General features: G+C 37.8%; 16 protein-coding genes and 1 riboswitch. Of the genes, 7 read left to right on the top strand and 9 right to left on the bottom strand.

Annotation, left to right across the window (positions count from 1 at the left end):
- The first annotated feature begins 2 nt into the window (after positions 1–2).
- The 4 genes from EA365_16600 to EA365_16615 all read left to right on the top strand — a co-directional run bounded on the left by EA365_16600 (position 3) and on the right by EA365_16615 (position 4,877).
- On the top strand, positions 3–2,720 hold the full coding sequence (locus EA365_16600) for a hybrid sensor histidine kinase/response regulator (protein ID TVQ41826.1): 2,718 nt from the start codon (positions 3–5) through the stop codon (positions 2,718–2,720).
- Positions 2,713–3,207 (top strand): chemotaxis protein CheW, encoded by a 495-nt coding sequence (locus tag EA365_16605; GenBank protein TVQ41827.1) that lies wholly within the window; start codon positions 2,713–2,715, stop codon positions 3,205–3,207. Before EA365_16600 ends, EA365_16605 begins: the two co-directional genes overlap by 8 nt.
- Positions 3,185–4,003 (top strand): phosphoesterase, encoded by an 819-nt coding sequence (locus EA365_16610; GenBank protein TVQ41828.1) that lies wholly within the window; start codon positions 3,185–3,187, stop codon positions 4,001–4,003. Before EA365_16605 ends, EA365_16610 begins: the two co-directional genes overlap by 23 nt.
- A 145-nt stretch (positions 4,004–4,148) precedes the next feature.
- Positions 4,149–4,877, top strand: a complete 729-nt coding sequence (locus tag EA365_16615; protein TVQ41829.1) for a DNA-binding response regulator — start codon at positions 4,149–4,151, stop codon at positions 4,875–4,877.
- Here EA365_16615 and EA365_16620 read toward each other — a convergent pair.
- Positions 4,866–6,647 (bottom strand): ATP-binding cassette domain-containing protein, encoded by a 1,782-nt coding sequence (locus EA365_16620; GenBank protein ID TVQ41830.1) that lies wholly within the window; start codon positions 6,645–6,647, stop codon positions 4,866–4,868. The genes EA365_16615 and EA365_16620 overlap by 12 nt on opposite strands.
- Positions 6,634–7,824: a glycosyltransferase gene (locus EA365_16625; protein TVQ41831.1), complete on the bottom strand. Its 1,191-nt coding sequence runs from the start codon at positions 7,822–7,824 to the stop codon at positions 6,634–6,636. The genes EA365_16620 and EA365_16625 overlap by 14 nt, the downstream gene beginning before the upstream one ends.
- A 40-nt stretch (positions 7,825–7,864) precedes the next feature.
- Between EA365_16625 and gloB the strand changes: the two genes are divergently transcribed.
- Entirely contained in the window at positions 7,865–8,638 is a 774-nt protein-coding gene (gene gloB, locus EA365_16630; protein TVQ41832.1) for a hydroxyacylglutathione hydrolase, read from the top strand.
- A gap of 5 nt (positions 8,639–8,643) precedes the next feature.
- Positions 8,644–9,450, top strand: coding sequence for an LPS biosynthesis glycosyltransferase (locus tag EA365_16635; GenBank protein TVQ41833.1), 807 nt, complete (start codon positions 8,644–8,646; stop codon positions 9,448–9,450).
- Positions 9,451–9,527: 77 nt separating this feature from the next.
- Here EA365_16635 and EA365_16640 read toward each other — a convergent pair whose 3' ends face one another.
- Together EA365_16640 and EA365_16645 are read right to left on the bottom strand one after the other, a co-directional pair.
- On the bottom strand, positions 9,528–10,319 hold the full coding sequence (locus EA365_16640; GenBank protein ID TVQ41860.1) for a cobalt-precorrin-6A reductase: 792 nt from the start codon (positions 10,317–10,319) through the stop codon (positions 9,528–9,530).
- Positions 10,285–10,476, bottom strand: a complete 192-nt coding sequence (locus EA365_16645; protein ID TVQ41834.1) for a hypothetical protein — start codon at positions 10,474–10,476, stop codon at positions 10,285–10,287. The genes EA365_16640 and EA365_16645 overlap by 35 nt, the downstream gene beginning before the upstream one ends.
- A 61-nt stretch (positions 10,477–10,537) precedes the next feature.
- Between EA365_16645 and EA365_16650 the strand changes: the two genes are divergently transcribed.
- Positions 10,538–11,371, top strand: a complete 834-nt coding sequence (locus tag EA365_16650; GenBank protein ID TVQ41835.1) for an alpha/beta hydrolase — start codon at positions 10,538–10,540, stop codon at positions 11,369–11,371.
- Positions 11,372–11,543: 172 nt separating this feature from the next.
- On the opposite strand, the gene thiC is transcribed toward EA365_16650, so the two are convergent.
- The 5 genes from thiC to EA365_16675 form a co-directional block, all read right to left on the bottom strand.
- Positions 11,544–12,917 (bottom strand): phosphomethylpyrimidine synthase, encoded by a 1,374-nt coding sequence (thiC, locus tag EA365_16655; GenBank protein TVQ41836.1) that lies wholly within the window; start codon positions 12,915–12,917, stop codon positions 11,544–11,546.
- Between the two features lie 9 nt (positions 12,918–12,926).
- Positions 12,927–13,023: riboswitch (TPP riboswitch) on the bottom strand.
- 232 nt (positions 13,024–13,255) lie between these two features.
- Positions 13,256–14,005 (bottom strand): hypothetical protein, encoded by a 750-nt coding sequence (locus tag EA365_16660; GenBank protein ID TVQ41837.1) that lies wholly within the window; start codon positions 14,003–14,005, stop codon positions 13,256–13,258.
- Positions 13,993–14,976 (bottom strand): hypothetical protein, encoded by a 984-nt coding sequence (locus tag EA365_16665; GenBank protein TVQ41838.1) that lies wholly within the window; start codon positions 14,974–14,976, stop codon positions 13,993–13,995. The genes EA365_16660 and EA365_16665 overlap by 13 nt, the downstream gene beginning before the upstream one ends.
- A gap of 7 nt (positions 14,977–14,983) precedes the next feature.
- Entirely contained in the window at positions 14,984–17,173 is a 2,190-nt protein-coding gene (locus EA365_16670; GenBank protein ID TVQ41839.1) for a hypothetical protein, read from the bottom strand.
- Positions 17,174–17,584 (bottom strand): NUDIX domain-containing protein, encoded by a 411-nt coding sequence (locus EA365_16675; GenBank protein ID TVQ41840.1) that lies wholly within the window; start codon positions 17,582–17,584, stop codon positions 17,174–17,176.
- Positions 17,585–17,589 lie beyond the last annotated feature (5 nt).

The following is a 17,589-nucleotide window of genomic DNA, read 5'->3' on the forward strand; positions in this document are numbered from 1 at the left end:
TCATGTCTTATTATCAAGAACAACAAATCAGACAACAATTCCTAGAGGAAGCCGAAGAATACATCAAAAACATAGAACTAGGTTTACTAGGTATCGCTAATCAACCCCTAACAGGCGATCGCCTAGAAACCATTAGAAGAGCGTCTCACTCCCTCAAAGGTGGAGCAGCATTAATGAACTATCCCACCTTGAGCGAATTATCTCACCAACTAGAAAACTGTTTTAACTTTTGGCAACCTGGTTATATTTGTGAATCCGTAGCTACAGAACAATTACTCCTTGAAACCATAGATTGTCTCAAATATTGTGTCAACGAATATCGTCAAGGTGTAGAAACCATAGATCCTAACTGGATAACACAAGTAGCAGAGCCACTCTTTAACCAAGTACAAGAAGAACTCGGATACACCTCCGGGGAAGACTCTCTGGCTATCCTAGAGGTTTCCTCCGGGGAAGATATCCGCGTCTTAATGTTTACAACCGAGGTAGAAGGTTGTTTACAACGTCTAGAAACAGTCATCAATAGTGAAGATAAAACCTGTTTACGGGAAGAATTTACCCTAGTCGCTCAAGAATTAGGAGGTTTAGGGGAAATGCTCGAACTAAGGGAGTTTCAATCCCTCTGTCTAGCTATTGAACAAGCGCTAAACCAAGCTACAGCAGAAAATCTCCTGGAAATAAGCGAATTAGCCTTACAACAATGGCGTTATGCTCAAAGTTTAGTTGTTAATCAGCAATTCTCCCTCATTCCCACCAATCTACCCGAGCTAGATTCCCAACCCCTGATTACAGAAGCAACCCTAGTCACCACTACTACTGATGATTCACCATCCCCCACCATCACTCCACCTCCACCCCCAACCACCCCTAGTGAACATAATCTACGCGTATCAGCCGAAAAATTAGCACAACTAGAGGATTTATTTGGTGAGTTAATTATTGAACGCAATGGTTTAAACCTACAATTACAACAACTAACTAGTCTGATGGGATTACTCAAACAAAGAGTCAATAATCTAGACCAAGCTAATCGCTCCTTGAGAATTATCTATGATCAGACAGCAAAAATTAGACAACCCCAAAACAGTCAAATTTACGCAGATATATCCGACTCCTGGGATAGTTTAGAATTCGATCGCTATACCGAAATACACCCCCTGTTTCAAGACTTGATGGAAATCATCGTTCAAATTCAAGAGGTAACAGGAGACATCGAAACCAATCTAGACTTAACCGAAAAAGCAGCTAAAGGTATTTCGCGAACATCAGAATTATTACAAAATAATCTTACCCAAGTCAGATTACGTCCTTTCGCTGATTTAGTCAGACTCTTTCCTAGAGCAATCAGAGAAATGACCATCAAATATGGTAAAGACGTCAATCTCGTCGTCACAGGAGAATCAACTCTGATAGATCGTACCATTCTCGATCTGCTTAATGATCCTTTAATTCACCTCTTACGCAATGCTTTTGACCATGGGATAGAAGATACCCAAAAGCGGATAGATTTAGGTAAAAACCCCACAGGAACAATTACAATTGACGCTAGACAAAGAGGAAACCTGATTATTATCACCATCCAAGACGATGGACAAGGGATTAATATCGCTAAAATTCGCCAAAAAATCGGTAATTCACCCCAACAAAACCTGAGTAACGAAAAACTCATTGATTTAATCTTTGAACCAGGATTTAGTACCGCTTCCCAAGTAACCGAACTCTCAGGAAGAGGTCTCGGTATGGATATCGTTCGTAGAGAGTTACAAAAAATTAGGGGTCAGATTCAAGTCAACAGCGAACCAGGACAAGGTACTACTTTTACCATTATCGTACCCTTTACCCTCTCAGTAGTTAAAGTTTTACTGCTAGAAAGTGGCAAAATGCTCCTAGCGATACCCGTTAGCGTGGTAGAAGAAATGCTCGTGATTACCCCTGACATGAGAATAGAAACAGCAGGACAACATTTACTCAATTGGGATGGGGAGATTATCCCTTTATTATCTCTTGCTCCTTGGCTTAATTTTAACCGCTTGAGTCCAGAATCTCCTGGGGATGGATCACCAATTATTAATCAACCCATTGTCTTGATGATTGCTCAAGGAAATCGTTTATTTGCTTTGGAAATGGAGCGCTATTGGGGTGAGCAAGAAGTTACAGTACGTACTCTAGAAGGAGTTATACCGTTACCTACAGGGTTAATTGGTTGTACTATTTTAGGTAATGGGCGTGTAGTCCCTATCGCCGATCCTCTAGCTTTAATTAACTGGTTAGAAACTGATCACTCTGCTGTTAATCTGACTACCTCTGTTGATTCCTTCTCAGACACAGAAACTCTCCTTATTAATCAGACAACCACTGCCAAAAAGACTATTATGGTAGTAGATGATTCGATTAATGTCCGTCGTTTTCTGGCTTTAACCCTAGAAAAAGTCGGTTATAAAGTAGAGCAAGCTAAAGATGGTCAAGAAGCCTTAGAAAAACTAGCTACTAACCATATAGATATAGTAATCTGTGATATAGAAATGCCTCGTCTTGATGGTTATGCTTTCCTGAGTCAAGTTCGTTCTCATCCTGAATATAAATCTTTACCAGTGATTATGCTCACCTCCCGCAGTGGTGAAAAACATCGCCAAACCGCTATGAGTCTTGGCGCTACAGATTATTTCTCTAAACCATTTCAAGAGCAAGTTTTATTAGCTACGCTTAAATCTTATGAATGATTTTTCTTCCTTTAAATCTCGGCGTTTGCGTCAACAAACTAACACCAACATCGCTCATTTTTTAACTTTTGCTTATGACCAAAATTGGTTTGCTATCTCAGTTTTATCTGTAATTAAAGTCATAACTACAGAAGCAATTTATGGGCTATCTCCTTCTAATCCAATCAGTTTAACCCAATATCAAAACCAGGAAATTGTCGTCATTGATTTAGCCTATTTATTAGGATTAGAAAAATCCACCAATCAAACATCTTACCCTTATTTATTAATTATGCAATTAGCTAATCAAGATTTAGTCGGGTTACCCCTAGTTAATCCTCCTGTTATTCAACGTGTACCTACAGAGAATATCGCTTCTCTACCCACAAGTTATCTAACTAAAAACAAGATTGCTTCCTTAAGCTCTAAAATAGTGAAAATACCCAACTCTCACCCTCTCTTTCTCTTAGATACGGATAAACTAAATGATTTATTTTCTCTATCATAAAAACTGTCTAGATGGTTACGGAAGTGCAATAGCTGCTTATCTGAAATTTAAATCCGCTGCTGAATATATACCTGTACAACATCAAGAACCCTTACCACTATTAAAGCCCCAAAGTACTATTTATCTATTAGATTTCTGTTACCCACGTTCGGTGATGGAAACCTTACCAGAAAATCATCAAGTCATCGTTTTAGACCATCATAAAACTGCTTTAGAAGATATGACGGGGTTTTTAGGACTTAAAGACTCGGTTTTTGATTTAAAACGCTCAGGAGCAATGATTACTTGGGAATATTTCCACCCCGAACAACCCATACCTCTACTATTTAAACTAATTCAAGATCGCGACCTCTGGCAATGGCAATACCCCGAAACAGCAGCAGTAACAGCGGTTTTAATGACTTTTGGTTACGAAGATTTCAACACCTGGTTACCCTATCTAGATAATCAGCAAATCTCTGAATTAGTCAAAATGGGTGAGATTCTGCTTCAAGCTAATGCTCACAACGTCAAAAGTCAGTTATCTATGTCCTATTTAGGTAAATTACCAGGAAAACAAGAGTTAATCCCCTTAGTTAATACACCCCACCTGATTAGCGAAACCTGTCACGCGATGCTTAATGCTGAACAATATCAAGATTATCCAGTAGTAGCAGCATGGTATGTTAAACAGGATAAAGTCTGTTATTCTTTACGTTCTCGTCGGGGGTTTGATTGTAGCAAAATAGCCAAAGAGTATAACGGTGGTGGTCATCCCCAAGCTTCAGGATTTGCTTGCTCAGAGAAACCAGATTGAATAAATATAAACTTAGTTAAAGATTTGCAACGAAATAAGAAATATTGCTTATAATCATTACAGACAACTTTAAATCTATGCTTAGAAATCTTAGTACAGGATTTAGAGATAAGTAACCCTAAACCTCACTGGTAATTGTGTAATAATGCCCCGAATACTCGTAATCGATGATGATCCGGCTATTGCTGAACTAGTCTCCATTAACCTGGAAATGGCAGGTTACGACGTTAATCAGGCAGAAGATGGAATCAAAGGTCAAGCACTAGCCGTTCAAATACAACCTGACCTAATTATGTTAGATTTGATGCTACCGAAAGTCGATGGCTTTACGGTTTGCCAACGCATCAGACGTGATCCTCGCACTGCTGATATACCAGTTTTGATGTTAACCGCTTTAGGTCAAACTCAGGATAAGGTAGAAGGATTCAACGCAGGAGCAGACGATTATCTCACTAAACCCTTTGAAGTAGAAGAAATGCTCGCTAGGGTGAGAGCTTTACTCCGTAGGACCGATCGCATTCCCCAAGCGGCTAAACATTCTGAAATCCTCAGTCAAGGACCATTGACTTTGATTCCGGAACGTTTTGAGGCGATTTGGTTTAGTAAAACTGTTAAACTAACTCATTTGGAGTTTGAATTACTACATTGCTTGCTACAACGTCATGGACAAACAGTATCACCTAGTGAAATTCTGCGCGAAGTTTGGGGTTATGATCCTGATGACGATATCGAAACTATTCGCGTTCATATTCGTCATTTGAGAACTAAATTAGAACCAGATCCTCGTCGTCCTCGTTATATTAAAACTGTCTATGGTGCGGGTTATTGTCTAGAAATACCAGGTACTGAAGAAGCGATTTACTCAACTGTTTAAAGAGTATAAATCGGCGTATTTACCCCTTTTCTCAAGTAATTCCCTATGGTTACCTACTTCGAGAATTTGACCTTTTTCTAACACAACTATCTGATCTGCTTGTTGAATAGTAGAGAGTCGGTGAGCAATAACAATGGTGGTACGGTTTTGACATAGTTCGTTGATCGCTTCCTGTACCATTTTCTCTGACACCGTATCTAAAGCACTGGTAGCTTCATCTAAGATTAAAATATCGGGATTCCTTAATAAAGCTCTCGCGATCGCCAGTCTCTGTTTTTGTCCCCCAGAAAGTAATACTCCGCGATCGCCTATCTTAGTGTTAAATCCTTCAGATAAATTAACGATAAATTCGTAAGCATTGGCTCTTTTTGCTGCTGTAATTATCTCTGCTTCTTCTACATTTTCCAAACCATAAGCGATATTATAACTAACCGTATTATTAAATAAAAAGGTATCTTGACTTACCACCCCCATATGTTGATGTAAACTTTCTATGTCAAAATCCCTTAAATCCACTCCATCTAAACTAATTTTTCCTTGGGTTGGATCATAAAATCTAATCATTAAATCAGTAATAGTTGATTTACCCGCTCCTGATGTACCTACTAAAGCTGTGGTTTTTCCTTTAGGTATTATTAAATCTATCCCCTTAAGTACAGGTTGTTCACTACCTGGATAAGTAAACTCTACAGACTCAAATCTAATTTCTCTGGTGATTGGTTGATAGATTTTTGTACCATTTTTAAGGAAGACTTTATTATTTTTATTCAAAAGGTTAACCACTCGTTGTACGCTTGCTGCTTCTTTCGCAAATTGACTTCTCAAGTTATTTAACTGATTAAAATAGGGAATCAATCTAAATAAAATAGCTAAATAAATTAAAATCAAACTAGCTAAAGATTGAAATTGATTAAAAAATAAATATCGTCCTACCACAATAATAGTTAAAATCAAGAAAATCCCTAAAGTATCATTAACAGGACCAATTAAACTAGATAATAACTGAGATTTATATTGTAAAGTTTCCCTCACATCATAAATATCTTTTAACTTTTGATATTCTTTTGATTCTGTATTAACTATTTTGATTAATCTTATACCCATTAAGAACTCAATAAAATTATTAGAAAATTCTCGAATTTTTTCAGTTAAAAGTATCCCATAATATTTAGACTTTTTGATAAGAAATTGATTTAAGACAATAATTATGCCAATTATTACAGTAGCTAAAACTGTCAATTGCCAAGATATAGACAAGAGAACCCAAGTAAAAAACAAGATAGTTAGAGATATAATCAATAACTCTACTTTAGCTTTAATTATATTAGCTGTTTTAAAAATTTCTCCTGTGTTATCACTAATAATTGTGCCGATTTGCTCTTGATGATAATAATCTATACTGACTTTAGTTAAATTTTGAATAGCTTCATACAACATAGTTTTACTAATCAGCAAATTTAACCTTAAATTAATAGCGGTAGTTAGAAAATTAGTTAGATTTTTAAGAATAATCATTGAAAAAACAGCTAACACCATTATAATTATTTTAGTTTGCTCGGGAAAATTATCTAAATAATTACTCAGGAAATTGAGAAAATTAATATTTTTAATAGCTTCATTCTGATTTAAAATTAGCAAAATAGTTGGGATAACTAAAGCGGTACTAACACCATTAAAAAAAGAGCTAGAAAGACCAAAGATAACAGCTAAAATAACTAGAGGTAAATTAGCAGAAAGATATTTAATATGTAATTGTTTAGAAGTAAGCATTAATAATTGGTGCTAAAATTGCTGACATTTTTTCAAGACTATATTCTTGCAGACATCGTTGTCTCGCGCGCCATCCTTTGGCTTGGGCTTGTTCAGGATTAGCTAAAATATCGGTAATGGTTAGGGCTATTTCTTGAGGGCTATCAGGAGTAACTAAGTAACCCGTATCTGCTATAATCTTAGGGATATCTCCTACTCTTGTCGCCAAAACAGGTTTAGCCATAGCCATACCATCGGTTAACTTTAAAGGAAATTGAGCACAAGCGGCGGGGGTATCTTTTTGAGGTACAACAATGATATCAGCAGCGGCGACAATTTCGGGCATAAATTGATAAGGGGATTTAGGTAATTTAATCAACCAACGTCCCCAATTTTTCAGTAATTGTTGGTCATAATCATCATAAGGACTACCACCGACGATAACTAAGCGTAAATCTTCACGATTTAAGTAGTCTAAAGCTATTAAAACATCTTCTACACCTTTATAGGGACGAGGAGCACCAGGAAACATCAGAATTTTATACTCACTCAAACCATATTTAGCTTTACTGGTTGCGCAATCGTATAACTCGGGGTTAAATAATTGGGTATCCTTCCCATTGGGGATATAAATACCTCCAAAACGACGTTGTAAAAAATCATTGTGAGTAGTAATCCCATCAGCGTAGTTAACCAACTTTTCTAACCATTGCAGATAAACAGGGTGATCTAGGTATCGCAAAGCGCCATTTTTTTTGAGTAAATCCCGTGCTAATTGTGGCAAACTAGGACGATATCGCCATTGATCGCCACCATACCAACTTAATTCCCAATCGTCGATATCCAATAATAAGGGGCGTTTAGTTAGTAGTTTTTTGATTAAAGCGACACCAAAACTACTCGGTTTGGGTTTAACCGCGTAGATTAGATCACCATCAATTTTGCTTAATAGTTGTTTAATTGCTTTCCCGAAACCCGCATTAGGTTGACAAGGAATAGCAATTAAGGGAATATCAGTATTACTTGGGGAAAAATCGCTAAAAGCTAAACCAAGTATTTCTACATTATAACCTAGGTTTTGTAAAGCTTGCCCTAGAAGAAATGGTCTCACCGCACCCCCCCAACGATTAGCACCTGTAGTGGAAAGGTCACTAACTACTAGAGAGATTTTATTTAATCGATTAGCCAAATTTTTCACCTAGAATATACTGTTAGATAGTTTAGTTTAATTAATCTCTATGGAAATTGAGTTAATCCCCGCTTTAAGTGATAATTATATTTTCTTGTTATTTGATTTAGAGCAGAAAATAGCAGCAGTAGTAGATCCCGCTGAAGCTAAACCAGTGTTAAAACGTTTACAACAGTTGGATTTACAATTAGTGGCTATTTTTAATACTCATCATCATTATGACCACGTGGGAGGGAATTGGCAATTATTAGAACATTTTCCCGATTTGTGTATCTACGGTGGAAGTCACGATCGCGGGAGAATTCCTGGACAACATCGCTTTCTAGAAGACGGCGATCGCCTAGAATTTGCCGGGAGAGTAGGGGAAGTTTTTTATATTCCAGGTCATACTCAAGGACATATTGCTTATTATTTTCGGGCTGTTGGGGATAATCAAACAGGGGAGTTATTCTGTGGAGATACTATCTTCGCGGGTGGTTGCGGAAGACTGATTGAAGGTACAGCCGAACAAATGGTACAATCTTTAACTAGATTGCGATCGCTTCCTGAATCTACACGAATTTGGTGTGCTCATGAATACACCCTGAAAAATCTAGCCTTTGCTCTTACTGTAGAAGCTAATAACCCGCAATTACAACAACGTTATCAACAAGTCCAAGCATTACGTAAGCAAAAAATAGCGACTATTCCCTCTCTACTTGGTATCGAAAAGCAGACTAACCCTTTTCTGCGTTGGGATACCCCAGCAGTACAAAAGAATGCTGCAAGTGACCAACCTGTAACCGTTTTTGCACATATTCGTAAACTTAAGGATCACTATTGATAGTGATGGCTAAATTAAGAGAAACCATCGGACGCGTATTAATAATTGCCTATAAAGAAAACACGGATAATTTAGAAACAACTTTAACTCAAGAAGGTTTACCCTATCAACTACTCAGACAACAACACTTACCCGAATATCAAAACTATTCCCCTAGTTATCTGTGTCTCCTTAATCATTATCGCGCTTGGGAAATAGCATCGCAACAGACAGATTTAACCCTTATTCTAGAAGCAGATTTTGTCCCCGTAGAAGGTTTTGCGCAACTTCCCCTACCTTTTAGTTTAGATCAGCAAAATGTAGGTATAGCTTGGTTATATACTTGTGCTCCTCAAGTCTATAGTATTTCCCCACAGGGTTACGCTGAGGGTTATTCTGCTTCTACTGTTGCTTATATTGTTACTCCTGATGCTGCTCAATTACTACTAAACTTACCGACAAGTTATCAACCTGATAGTTATTCTAGTTGGGATTCTCATCTTGACCAATATTTACGTGGTCATAATTTAATTAATTATCTACCTTTTCGCAATTATGGGGAACATGGAGGAAAACCTAATTTAGAACATCAGAAAGTAGGTTTAAGCAAAACTCATCGAGCTGACGTTATCTATGGTAAACTGGCGTTTAATCCCTTCTACGCTGAGACAGGAAGTAGCCAATTTTTTGGGGTAAGATTGCAAGGACGTTTAAAAGGGTTAACTCGTCTAGTTACAGGGAGATTTATTCGTTACAAAATCATCTTTAATTCTCGCAATCCTTGGCGCTTAATTCGTTTTGCTATTACTCGACAATTGTCTCTGAGGATTTAGTCAAAAACGGTCAATCATCTCTTAAGGTGAAAGATAAGAAGCCTACACCATAATCTTTGATTCGGTGTAGGAGTATGTCACCTTAGACAAAATTTTATAACTTCGTCAAGGTTATCAGTAATGTTGGGATAGTCTAACTTTGGTCGTGAAATGATGATCAGGGGAATATTTAAAGTCTTAGCTACCCTTTGTTTAATATCTTCTCCTCCTGCTTTCCCATTAGCTTTACTAACCACTAAAGAGATACCCCAATGACGCCATAAGGCTAATTCTAACTCAAAACTTAGAGGAGGACGTATAGCAATGATTCTCTCTGGAGTAAAACCCGCAGCTGTAGCTATTGCTAGAGAGTCAATAGTCGGTAGAATCCTGGTAAATAGTGTAGCTCTTTCTTGCCATTGTTTAAATAAGTAAAGATGATTACATCCTATGGTTAGTAAGACTTTCTCTCCTGTTAAATAATTACCCTGAATCAGGGTATCAAAATTATCGCAGATAATCGTTTTACTTGTGTTAGTCTCTAGAGTAGAACGTTCATAACGTAGATAGGGAATATCTAAGCGATGAGAAAGGGCGATCGCCCTTTGGGAAATAGCGATCGCAAAAGGATGTGAAGCGTCGATAATTCCTTGGATATTCTCTTCTCTACAGAATATTTCTCCTTCTTGATCTGATAATAACTTCCCTACCCTAATCTTAAGATAGGGTGAATCTCGATACAGTTTTTGGGCTGCAACCGTGGTAACAGTAATAGTGGTTAAAATACCCCTAGTTGCTAGGAGTTGAGCTAAATTAGCACTTTCTGATGTCCCCCCAATTAACCAAAATCGGGGTTTATCCTTTGAGGGCTTTTTGGAAGTTTCTACGATAAGATCCACTGATCATGATTAATAATGGCCATAATAGAGATAGTTTGATTTTATTGACGATACCAGGGTTAAAATTAGTACGCCGAAACCCCTTTAGAAATTTAACTACTCCAGCTGCATAGACTACTACTAGCAATAAAACTATTAGTTGATACATAAATCTTACCTAAGACTTTTTATCACTATTTTAGCAATTTTAGGTTATCAGGTGTAAACTCATGAACTTTCCTAACATATCTATTAATTATTTTAACTCTCCACCGCCATTAATCATGACTCAAGGAGATATACTCTCAGCAAAGGGTTGGCAAAAAAACCTACAGGTAGATGATGTCTTTTATGATTTATATCTACCTCTTAACCCTCCCGTTGGTACTATTTTAGTTCTTCCTGGTTGGAATTTTCCCCGCACTAGTTGGTTAGAAAACTCTGATTTAGCTAAATACGCTCAACAATATGGCTATGCTCTGATTTTGCCAGAAATGAGCACAACTATTTATGAGAGTAGCTATTATCCTGAAACTACCATGCGTTGGAATGCTATACCTGGATTAGAGTTTATCAACACCAGATTTATACCCACAATTCAAGCTAGACATAATCTGCTACTACCTGGACAAAATAATACCCTCTTAGGATTATCTACAGGAGGTAGAGGAGTAGCTTTAATCGCTTTGTCTAACCCTGATTTATTCGTCGCTGGGGCTAGTCTTTCAGGTGATTTTAGTCAGGAAAATATGCCCACAGATAACCTGATGCGCGCTGTTTATGGGGATAGAGAAGAGTTTGGCGATCGCTGGTTGGGGGTAGATAATCCCCAAGCTAGAATAGCTGAATGGAAAATGCCTCTCTTCCTTACCCATGGTACTGCTGATGAGGTTGTCCCGGAGTCTCAAAGTCGTCTTTTTTACGAAAAATATCGAGAATTACACGGAAATAACCAGATTATAGAATATTATCCCAGAGAAGGTGCAGGACACGATTATGATTTTTGGAACTCTCAATTAGAAGCTATTTTTAATTTTTGGGAAAAGATTAGAATGAGGAGTTAGTAAGAGTTTGCAGTTATCAAGAGCGTTTTATTTTCCATTCAATATTAACAATAAAAATCAGATGCCAAAGAATCCCGTTAAATTTCTTGCTCAAAAATGCTTACAGAAATTAACGGGAGAGATAAGTAAACCAATAATTAACTCTTATACCCGAAGGTTAACCATGGGAGTATCAAGAGACAGTAGCTGATTCTTTGGCTAGGAATTTCTCTAACTCGGTAATTGCTTCGTTGTCAATTTTGGTTTGCATGGGACAGAATTTTGGTCCACACATAGAGCAGAATTCCGCTGTTTTATAGATATCAGCGGGTAGGGTTTCATCGTGGTATTCTTTGGCGCGATCTGGATCTAGAGATAGTTCAAATTGACGATTCCAGTCAAAATCGTATCTCGCTTGAGAGAGTTGATCGTCTCTATCGCGTGCTCCAGGACGATGACGAGCTATATCAGCCGCGTGAGCTGCGATTTTATAGGCTATTAAACCATTACGTACATCTTCGGCGTTGGGTAGTCCGAGGTGTTCTTTTGGTGTAACATAGCAGAGCATGGCTGTACCGTGCCAACCAGCGATCGCCGCCCCAATAGCTGAAGTAATATGGTCATATCCCGGAGCGATATCAGTTACTAGTGGTCCTAAAACGTAGAAGGGAGCTTCTGAGCATTCTTCCATCTGTTTTTTGACGTTAAACTCAATTTGGTCAATAGGTACGTGACCTGGACCTTCTACCATTACCTGTACATCGTGTTCCCAAGCGCGACGAGTTAACTTACCGAGGGTTTTTAACTCAGATAATTGTGCATCGTCAGAAGCATCATGAACACAACCAGGACGTAGAGAATCTCCTAGACTAAAGGATACGTCGTATTTTTTGAAAATTTCGATGATGTCATCAAAATGAGTATAGAGAGGATTTTGTTTATGATGGTGTAACATCCACTTAGCGATAATTCCTCCTCCCCGAGAAACTATACCAGTGATGCGATCTTTGACTAAAGGTAAATATTCAATTAAGATACCCGCGTGGATAGTCATATAATCTACACCCTGTTGAGAGTGTTTCTCGATGATATGGAGAAAGTCATCAGGGGTGAGATTTTCGATATTACCGTGAACGCTTTCTAACGCTTGATAAATAGGTACAGTCCCAATGGGTACAGGAGATGCGTTAATAATCGCTGTACGAATAACATCTAAATCTCCTCCACCTGTAGAGAGATCCATTACGGTATCTGCACCATATTTTACCGCTAATTTGAGTTTATTAACTTCTTCGTTGATGTCAGAAGAATTAGGAGAAGCACCAATATTAGCGTTAACCTTACATTTAGAAGCGATACCGATACACATCGGTTCAAGATTGGTATGATTGATGTTAGCAGGGATGATCATTCTTCCTCTAGCTACTTCATCACGAATCAATTCTACGGGGAGATTCTCCCGTTTAGCGACGTAGTGCATTTCTTCTGTCAAGATTCCCTGACGTGCGTAGTGCATTTGAGACACGTTATCCTGTCCACGTCGCTTAACAACCCATTCTGCTCTCATATATTTTTGTTCCTCTAATTACAGCTTCCCTCCGCTGGTATTACCCAGTCTCAGGTTCTTAGGGTCTATCTCAGCCTGGTTGAGCCAAGCACCCCTAGCTATAAAGACGTATCATAGCATAAGGTTTTATTTTTTTCAACTATTACGGTTTAATTCTCTAATTTTTTCAATTAAAGCTAGATACTCCTTGAGGGTATCTTCTGCTTTTTTTAATACTTCTAAGTCAGCAGATTGGAGACGACCTTGTTTAGCGAGTTCTTCTAGTTGTTCTTTTTGTCTTAAAAAATCCATCACTTGAGTAATTTCTAATCCTTTGGTTAAGAATTGGAAACCTTCATTTAAAATAGCATCGAAATTATGAGAAAAATTGTAATCGCTGTTGCTGTTGCTATAACCGCTGTATTGACTAGAGTTTTTTTTTCCGTTGCAGTAGTTGGGGTTAATTCGTCTGAAGAGATACGATTAGATAAACCTCGCCAAACCTTAAGTCTTTCTAAGTCAATTGCTGATTTAATGCTAGTAATTACTATTAATAATTGGCGATTAGTTGGTAAACAATTAGTTTGAATTTCTAGGGCTAATTGTTGTCTGAGAGTTTCATTATTATTACCCAATTGAGCAGGATTATAACTATTATTATAGTAGTTAAGTTTAACTAAATCAGTTAATTTTTCTAGTTGGTCGGTATCAATTCTAAAACTATTATTTAAGTTGTTATCTCGGTAGATAATCTCTTCAAGTGCGTTAGCTAATTGTCCCTCTAAAGCAGCTACGGTTAAACTTCTGATTTGAGCTTCTTCAGGAGAAATCCAAAGTAGAGAATTACGAATTTTTCGCCCCATAAAATCTAATTCTGGTGGTGTTGCTTCTAAACCAGTAACCAATAAAATAAAATAGGGTTGCTGATAAGCTAAAACCAGAGAAAACATTTGACTATCAATCAAAGAAACTAGAGATAATCGATTAAGAATCTCAGGGATAGCGGTTACTTGGTTATTATCTTCGATTTTTAGCCAACAGTAATCATCTTCGGGAGTAATTCCCCTACTTTGAATATAGATAGACGTATTGTTATTTAACTTAGCCATTTTTCCCCTTTTAAAACCGCGAAACCCTCGGTAGTTTTACAACCATTAGCAAATTGATTAATAGCTATTTTCAGATGTTCATCAACTCTCAACCAATCCCTGAGAAAATTAAAAATTCCCCAATTACCATTCTCATAGTGTAACTTCAACAGAAAACGTAATAAATAACGTAAGGGTTGTTCACTATCTTGGGGATTATATTGAGCGTCATGACGTATTTTGCGAAAATAAAAATGAGGGAGATTGTAGGTATCTACTTCTAAACGAGAAAAAACCACACTTCCTACGGTTTGTACAGGAGTAATTACACTAGCAATCCAGGGGGTAAGTTGTTCAGAATTAAAATGATCTAATAATCCCCCATAACCCTGACGAATAGCGTTAACTAACTCTTTAGTAGATTTTTCGTTTTTGAGGTATTTTTCGCATTTAATGGGAGCAAAAATCACTAGTCGGGGAGAGTTTAAATCTTGGTACGCTTGTTTAATTAAATCTTTAATCTGTTGAGGACGATTGATACGTTCATGAAATTTACCCTTTTGTTCCATTAAAGCAGGTGCATCGATGGCAATTAAGACAGCGACGGAGTTTTGTAACAAATTTTTAACAAATTCCTTCTCGGTGGTTGTAGCTTTAGCGGTGTGATAACCACCTGGATAGTCACGAAAGTGTAACTCTAATGAGGGAGTACGTCCTTTTTTACCGATACTAAAGATAAAAGAGCGTAAAGATTCAGGACCTGCGGGAGCTTCTGTACCTTGAATACCTCTTCTATCTCTAGCTTCAAAGACGTCGAGCATACCTTTTAATTCTACCAAACGATCTTGTAAAATGGCTGAACTTTCTTCATTGGGAGTAAGTTGTAAATCAGTCAAACCAATATTACTCTCAAATTGTTCATACATAGCGGTTAACAGGGTAGTTTTACCTACACCCGATGGCCCTAACATGGTGATTTCGAGTTTTTCCATCGTTACTTTAGTTCAAAAATCGCAACTTATCTAGTTGATTAGCGGATGTTACCTGCTTTACTAAGTCTAACCATTCCCGACGCATTCTGGTTTGTGTTCCAAGTTGGGCGAATTCTTGTGACCAAATTTGATCGCGAATTTCTTCGAGGAATATACGCCATTGACTTTTGATTCCTTGGGATCTTAAAACGCGATCTAAAAACTCCTCTAGGATAGCAAAAGCAGCCTGACTTGGTTCGGCTAATAAGTCGTCTAAAGCGGTTTGACATTTATAGACTGCTTCAGCGTGGAGCGATCGCAAACAGTTTAACACTTCAGAGGCGTTGGGATTGGTAGATAATTGTAAAGAAGTAAAATTAGGAGTCAAATCATCGAGATGCACTCTAATACGATGTTGGATCATACCCCGATAAGAGAGATTAAAATCAGCCAGAATTTGAAATCCTAAACTTAAATCGGTTAATTCTGGGGGGATTTGGCTGATAACCTGATTCAGAAAGTCTGTAGCTGTGGTTTTATCTAGTTTACCAAGATGAGCTTGTTCAGTTAAGATTTGAGCTACTTCTGATTTAACCCTGTCTATACCCTTTTGTAAACCCTCATCTAGTAAGAGGAAATGTTGAGAGAGATGGGCGCGAATTTCGTTGAGATACTCATAATAAGCGTTAGGATAACCTCCGAGACGTTTACGACGAGTTTCGATTTCTTCTAGAGTAGGAATACCCGTATCGGTTTGACAAGCTTGTATCGCTGCTTCTACTTGTTGTTTAAAGTCTAAATCTTCCCAGTCTCTTTGTTCTCGAAATTTACTGAGTAAATCTTCTAAACTAGTGGTTAAATTATCCCAAAGTTGCTCAAATAATTGCTCAAACAGAGGAAACCAATTACCCAGAGAGACTAATTTTAAGACTTGTTGGGCTTTAGCTAATTCAGCGTTAAGGGTATGATGAATCTCCAGGAGACGTTGTTGACAAGAATGACTATACTGTTGGTCTAGGGTAGTAATGTTTTGAGTCAGATAGTCTAAGACTGGATCTAGTATTTGTTCATGGGCTTCCGTAGGATTAGCACAGTCAGCAATAATACAATCAACGGTGTAGAGATGTTTATCCAGATAAGAGTTAGCTAAATCCTGACAATAGAGAGAGTTATCTTTAATGGGGGAATCAGCATTAGTGCGATTGAGAATCAAAAAAGACCACTTGTCTAGGGGTAAATCTCGCAAAGCTTGATTAGCGATATCATAGAGTTGTACATCTACATCAGCCCAATAGTCACGGGGTGGACGTGGTAAACGGATAAATAGGACTAAATCTACATCTTTACCTAATACCTGAATCAGTCTTTCTTGGTCTCCTAATCCAGTATCTCCTAAACCTGGCATATCTACTAAAGCGATTTGTCCTAAGTCTTGGTTAGGAAAACTACAGATGATTTTAGCTTCTTTAGCGGCTAGATAGTTAGAGTAGATTCTTTCTCCTTCTGGGGTATCTTGAGCTATATAAGATCTAATTTCCGCTTTAGGGATAACGTAGGGAGAGGTAACCCGAAAGAGATGACGGTATTTGGGTAAGTTAAGATGATAATGACTGAGATGTTCATACATCGCCCCTGAAACAGCATTATTAGCTAGAGTTTCTGGTAAAGGGGGTAGAGGTTGACTAGCAAAGCTATCTAAACTCGGGGGTTTTAAGCCGAGATGGAGTTTATCATAATAGGGATAAATCACTTCTTCGAGAAAGGATGTCTCTGAGTGAAACCAGATTTCCCCATAGGTTTCTAATTGGGGATGGTGATAGATAGTGCAACGTACTCCTGTACAATGTTGGCGATCGCCTGTAGGAATTTCTGTATTAGTTAAACCCGAGAGACTTTGTAATAAACGGCTTTTACCTTGTCCTGCTCTACCTATTACCCCTAAATTAAGGGTTTGACGGGAAAATCTAGCTTTTAGTTGGTTTAATACGCTTATTTCTGTGTCTAGCTTATTGCTAAGAGTGATATAGTCTATTGTTTCTAGATAGCTACTGAGTTTAACGTCGTTGCTTTGAGATAAGATTTGTTGTCGGTAATTTTCTAGTTGTTGTAATTTCTCTTGGAGTAGTTTAAGGTTGAGTTCTACTTCTTTAATTCTTTCTCCGAGGGGGAGACGTTGAGCAATAATTTGTTTAATTTGGTTACTTGTGGTTTCTAACATCTAAAGATAGTTTAGGAATTCTTCAGGTACTACTGTTAATTCTCGCGAAAGACAGGAGTTTATGTCCACCCATAGGGCGATTTTTGTTCTCGTTTTTTCAGTAAAGGTTAATTCCTGGAGTTGGTAAAAATGAGGATCGAGGAAATCACAGCTATAGAGTTGGATAATTTCGTGTTTAGGTTGGTCTTCCAAGGTGAAAATATTCTCAATACATCCTAAATAGTTTATATTGGTTAGTTCTGCTGCTATTTCTTCCCTAAATTCCCTTTTTAAAGCGTCTAAGCTCGTTTCTTGCCAATCTACGCCACCACCTAAAGCCCGATAAAAAGTGCGTTGAGTGACAGAATCCCACCCCCGAGAGAGAAAGATTCTATCTCTATCTCTGATTAAACCTAGTGCTACAATGCGGATTTTTT

This window comes from Gloeocapsa sp. DLM2.Bin57 (assembly GCA_007693955.1).
Lineage (GTDB): Bacteria > Cyanobacteriota > Cyanobacteriia > Cyanobacteriales > Gloeocapsaceae > Gloeocapsa.

What these genes read in the sequence shown, in the direction of transcription:
- EA365_16600 (TVQ41826.1), top strand. Translation starts at nt 3, where the DNA reads ATGTCTTATTATCAAGAACAACAAATCAGACAACAATTCCTAGAGGAA.
- EA365_16605 (TVQ41827.1), top strand. Translation starts at nt 2,713, where the DNA reads ATGAATGATTTTTCTTCCTTTAAATCTCGGCGTTTGCGTCAACAAACT.
- EA365_16610 (TVQ41828.1), top strand. Translation starts at nt 3,185, where the DNA reads ATGATTTATTTTCTCTATCATAAAAACTGTCTAGATGGTTACGGAAGT.
- EA365_16615 (TVQ41829.1), top strand. Translation starts at nt 4,149, where the DNA reads ATGCCCCGAATACTCGTAATCGATGATGATCCGGCTATTGCTGAACTA.
- EA365_16620 (TVQ41830.1), bottom strand. Translation starts at nt 6,647, where the DNA reads ATGCTTACTTCTAAACAATTACATATTAAATATCTTTCTGCTAATTTA.
- gloB (TVQ41832.1), top strand. Translation starts at nt 7,865, where the DNA reads ATGGAAATTGAGTTAATCCCCGCTTTAAGTGATAATTATATTTTCTTG.
- EA365_16635 (TVQ41833.1), top strand. Translation starts at nt 8,644, where the DNA reads ATGGCTAAATTAAGAGAAACCATCGGACGCGTATTAATAATTGCCTAT.
- EA365_16645 (TVQ41834.1), bottom strand. Translation starts at nt 10,476, where the DNA reads ATGTATCAACTAATAGTTTTATTGCTAGTAGTAGTCTATGCAGCTGGA.
- EA365_16650 (TVQ41835.1), top strand. Translation starts at nt 10,538, where the DNA reads ATGAACTTTCCTAACATATCTATTAATTATTTTAACTCTCCACCGCCA.
- thiC (TVQ41836.1), bottom strand. Translation starts at nt 12,917, where the DNA reads ATGAGAGCAGAATGGGTTGTTAAGCGACGTGGACAGGATAACGTGTCT.
- EA365_16660 (TVQ41837.1), bottom strand. Translation starts at nt 14,005, where the DNA reads ATGGCTAAGTTAAATAACAATACGTCTATCTATATTCAAAGTAGGGGA.
- EA365_16665 (TVQ41838.1), bottom strand. Translation starts at nt 14,976, where the DNA reads ATGGAAAAACTCGAAATCACCATGTTAGGGCCATCGGGTGTAGGTAAA.
- EA365_16670 (TVQ41839.1), bottom strand. Translation starts at nt 17,173, where the DNA reads ATGTTAGAAACCACAAGTAACCAAATTAAACAAATTATTGCTCAACGT.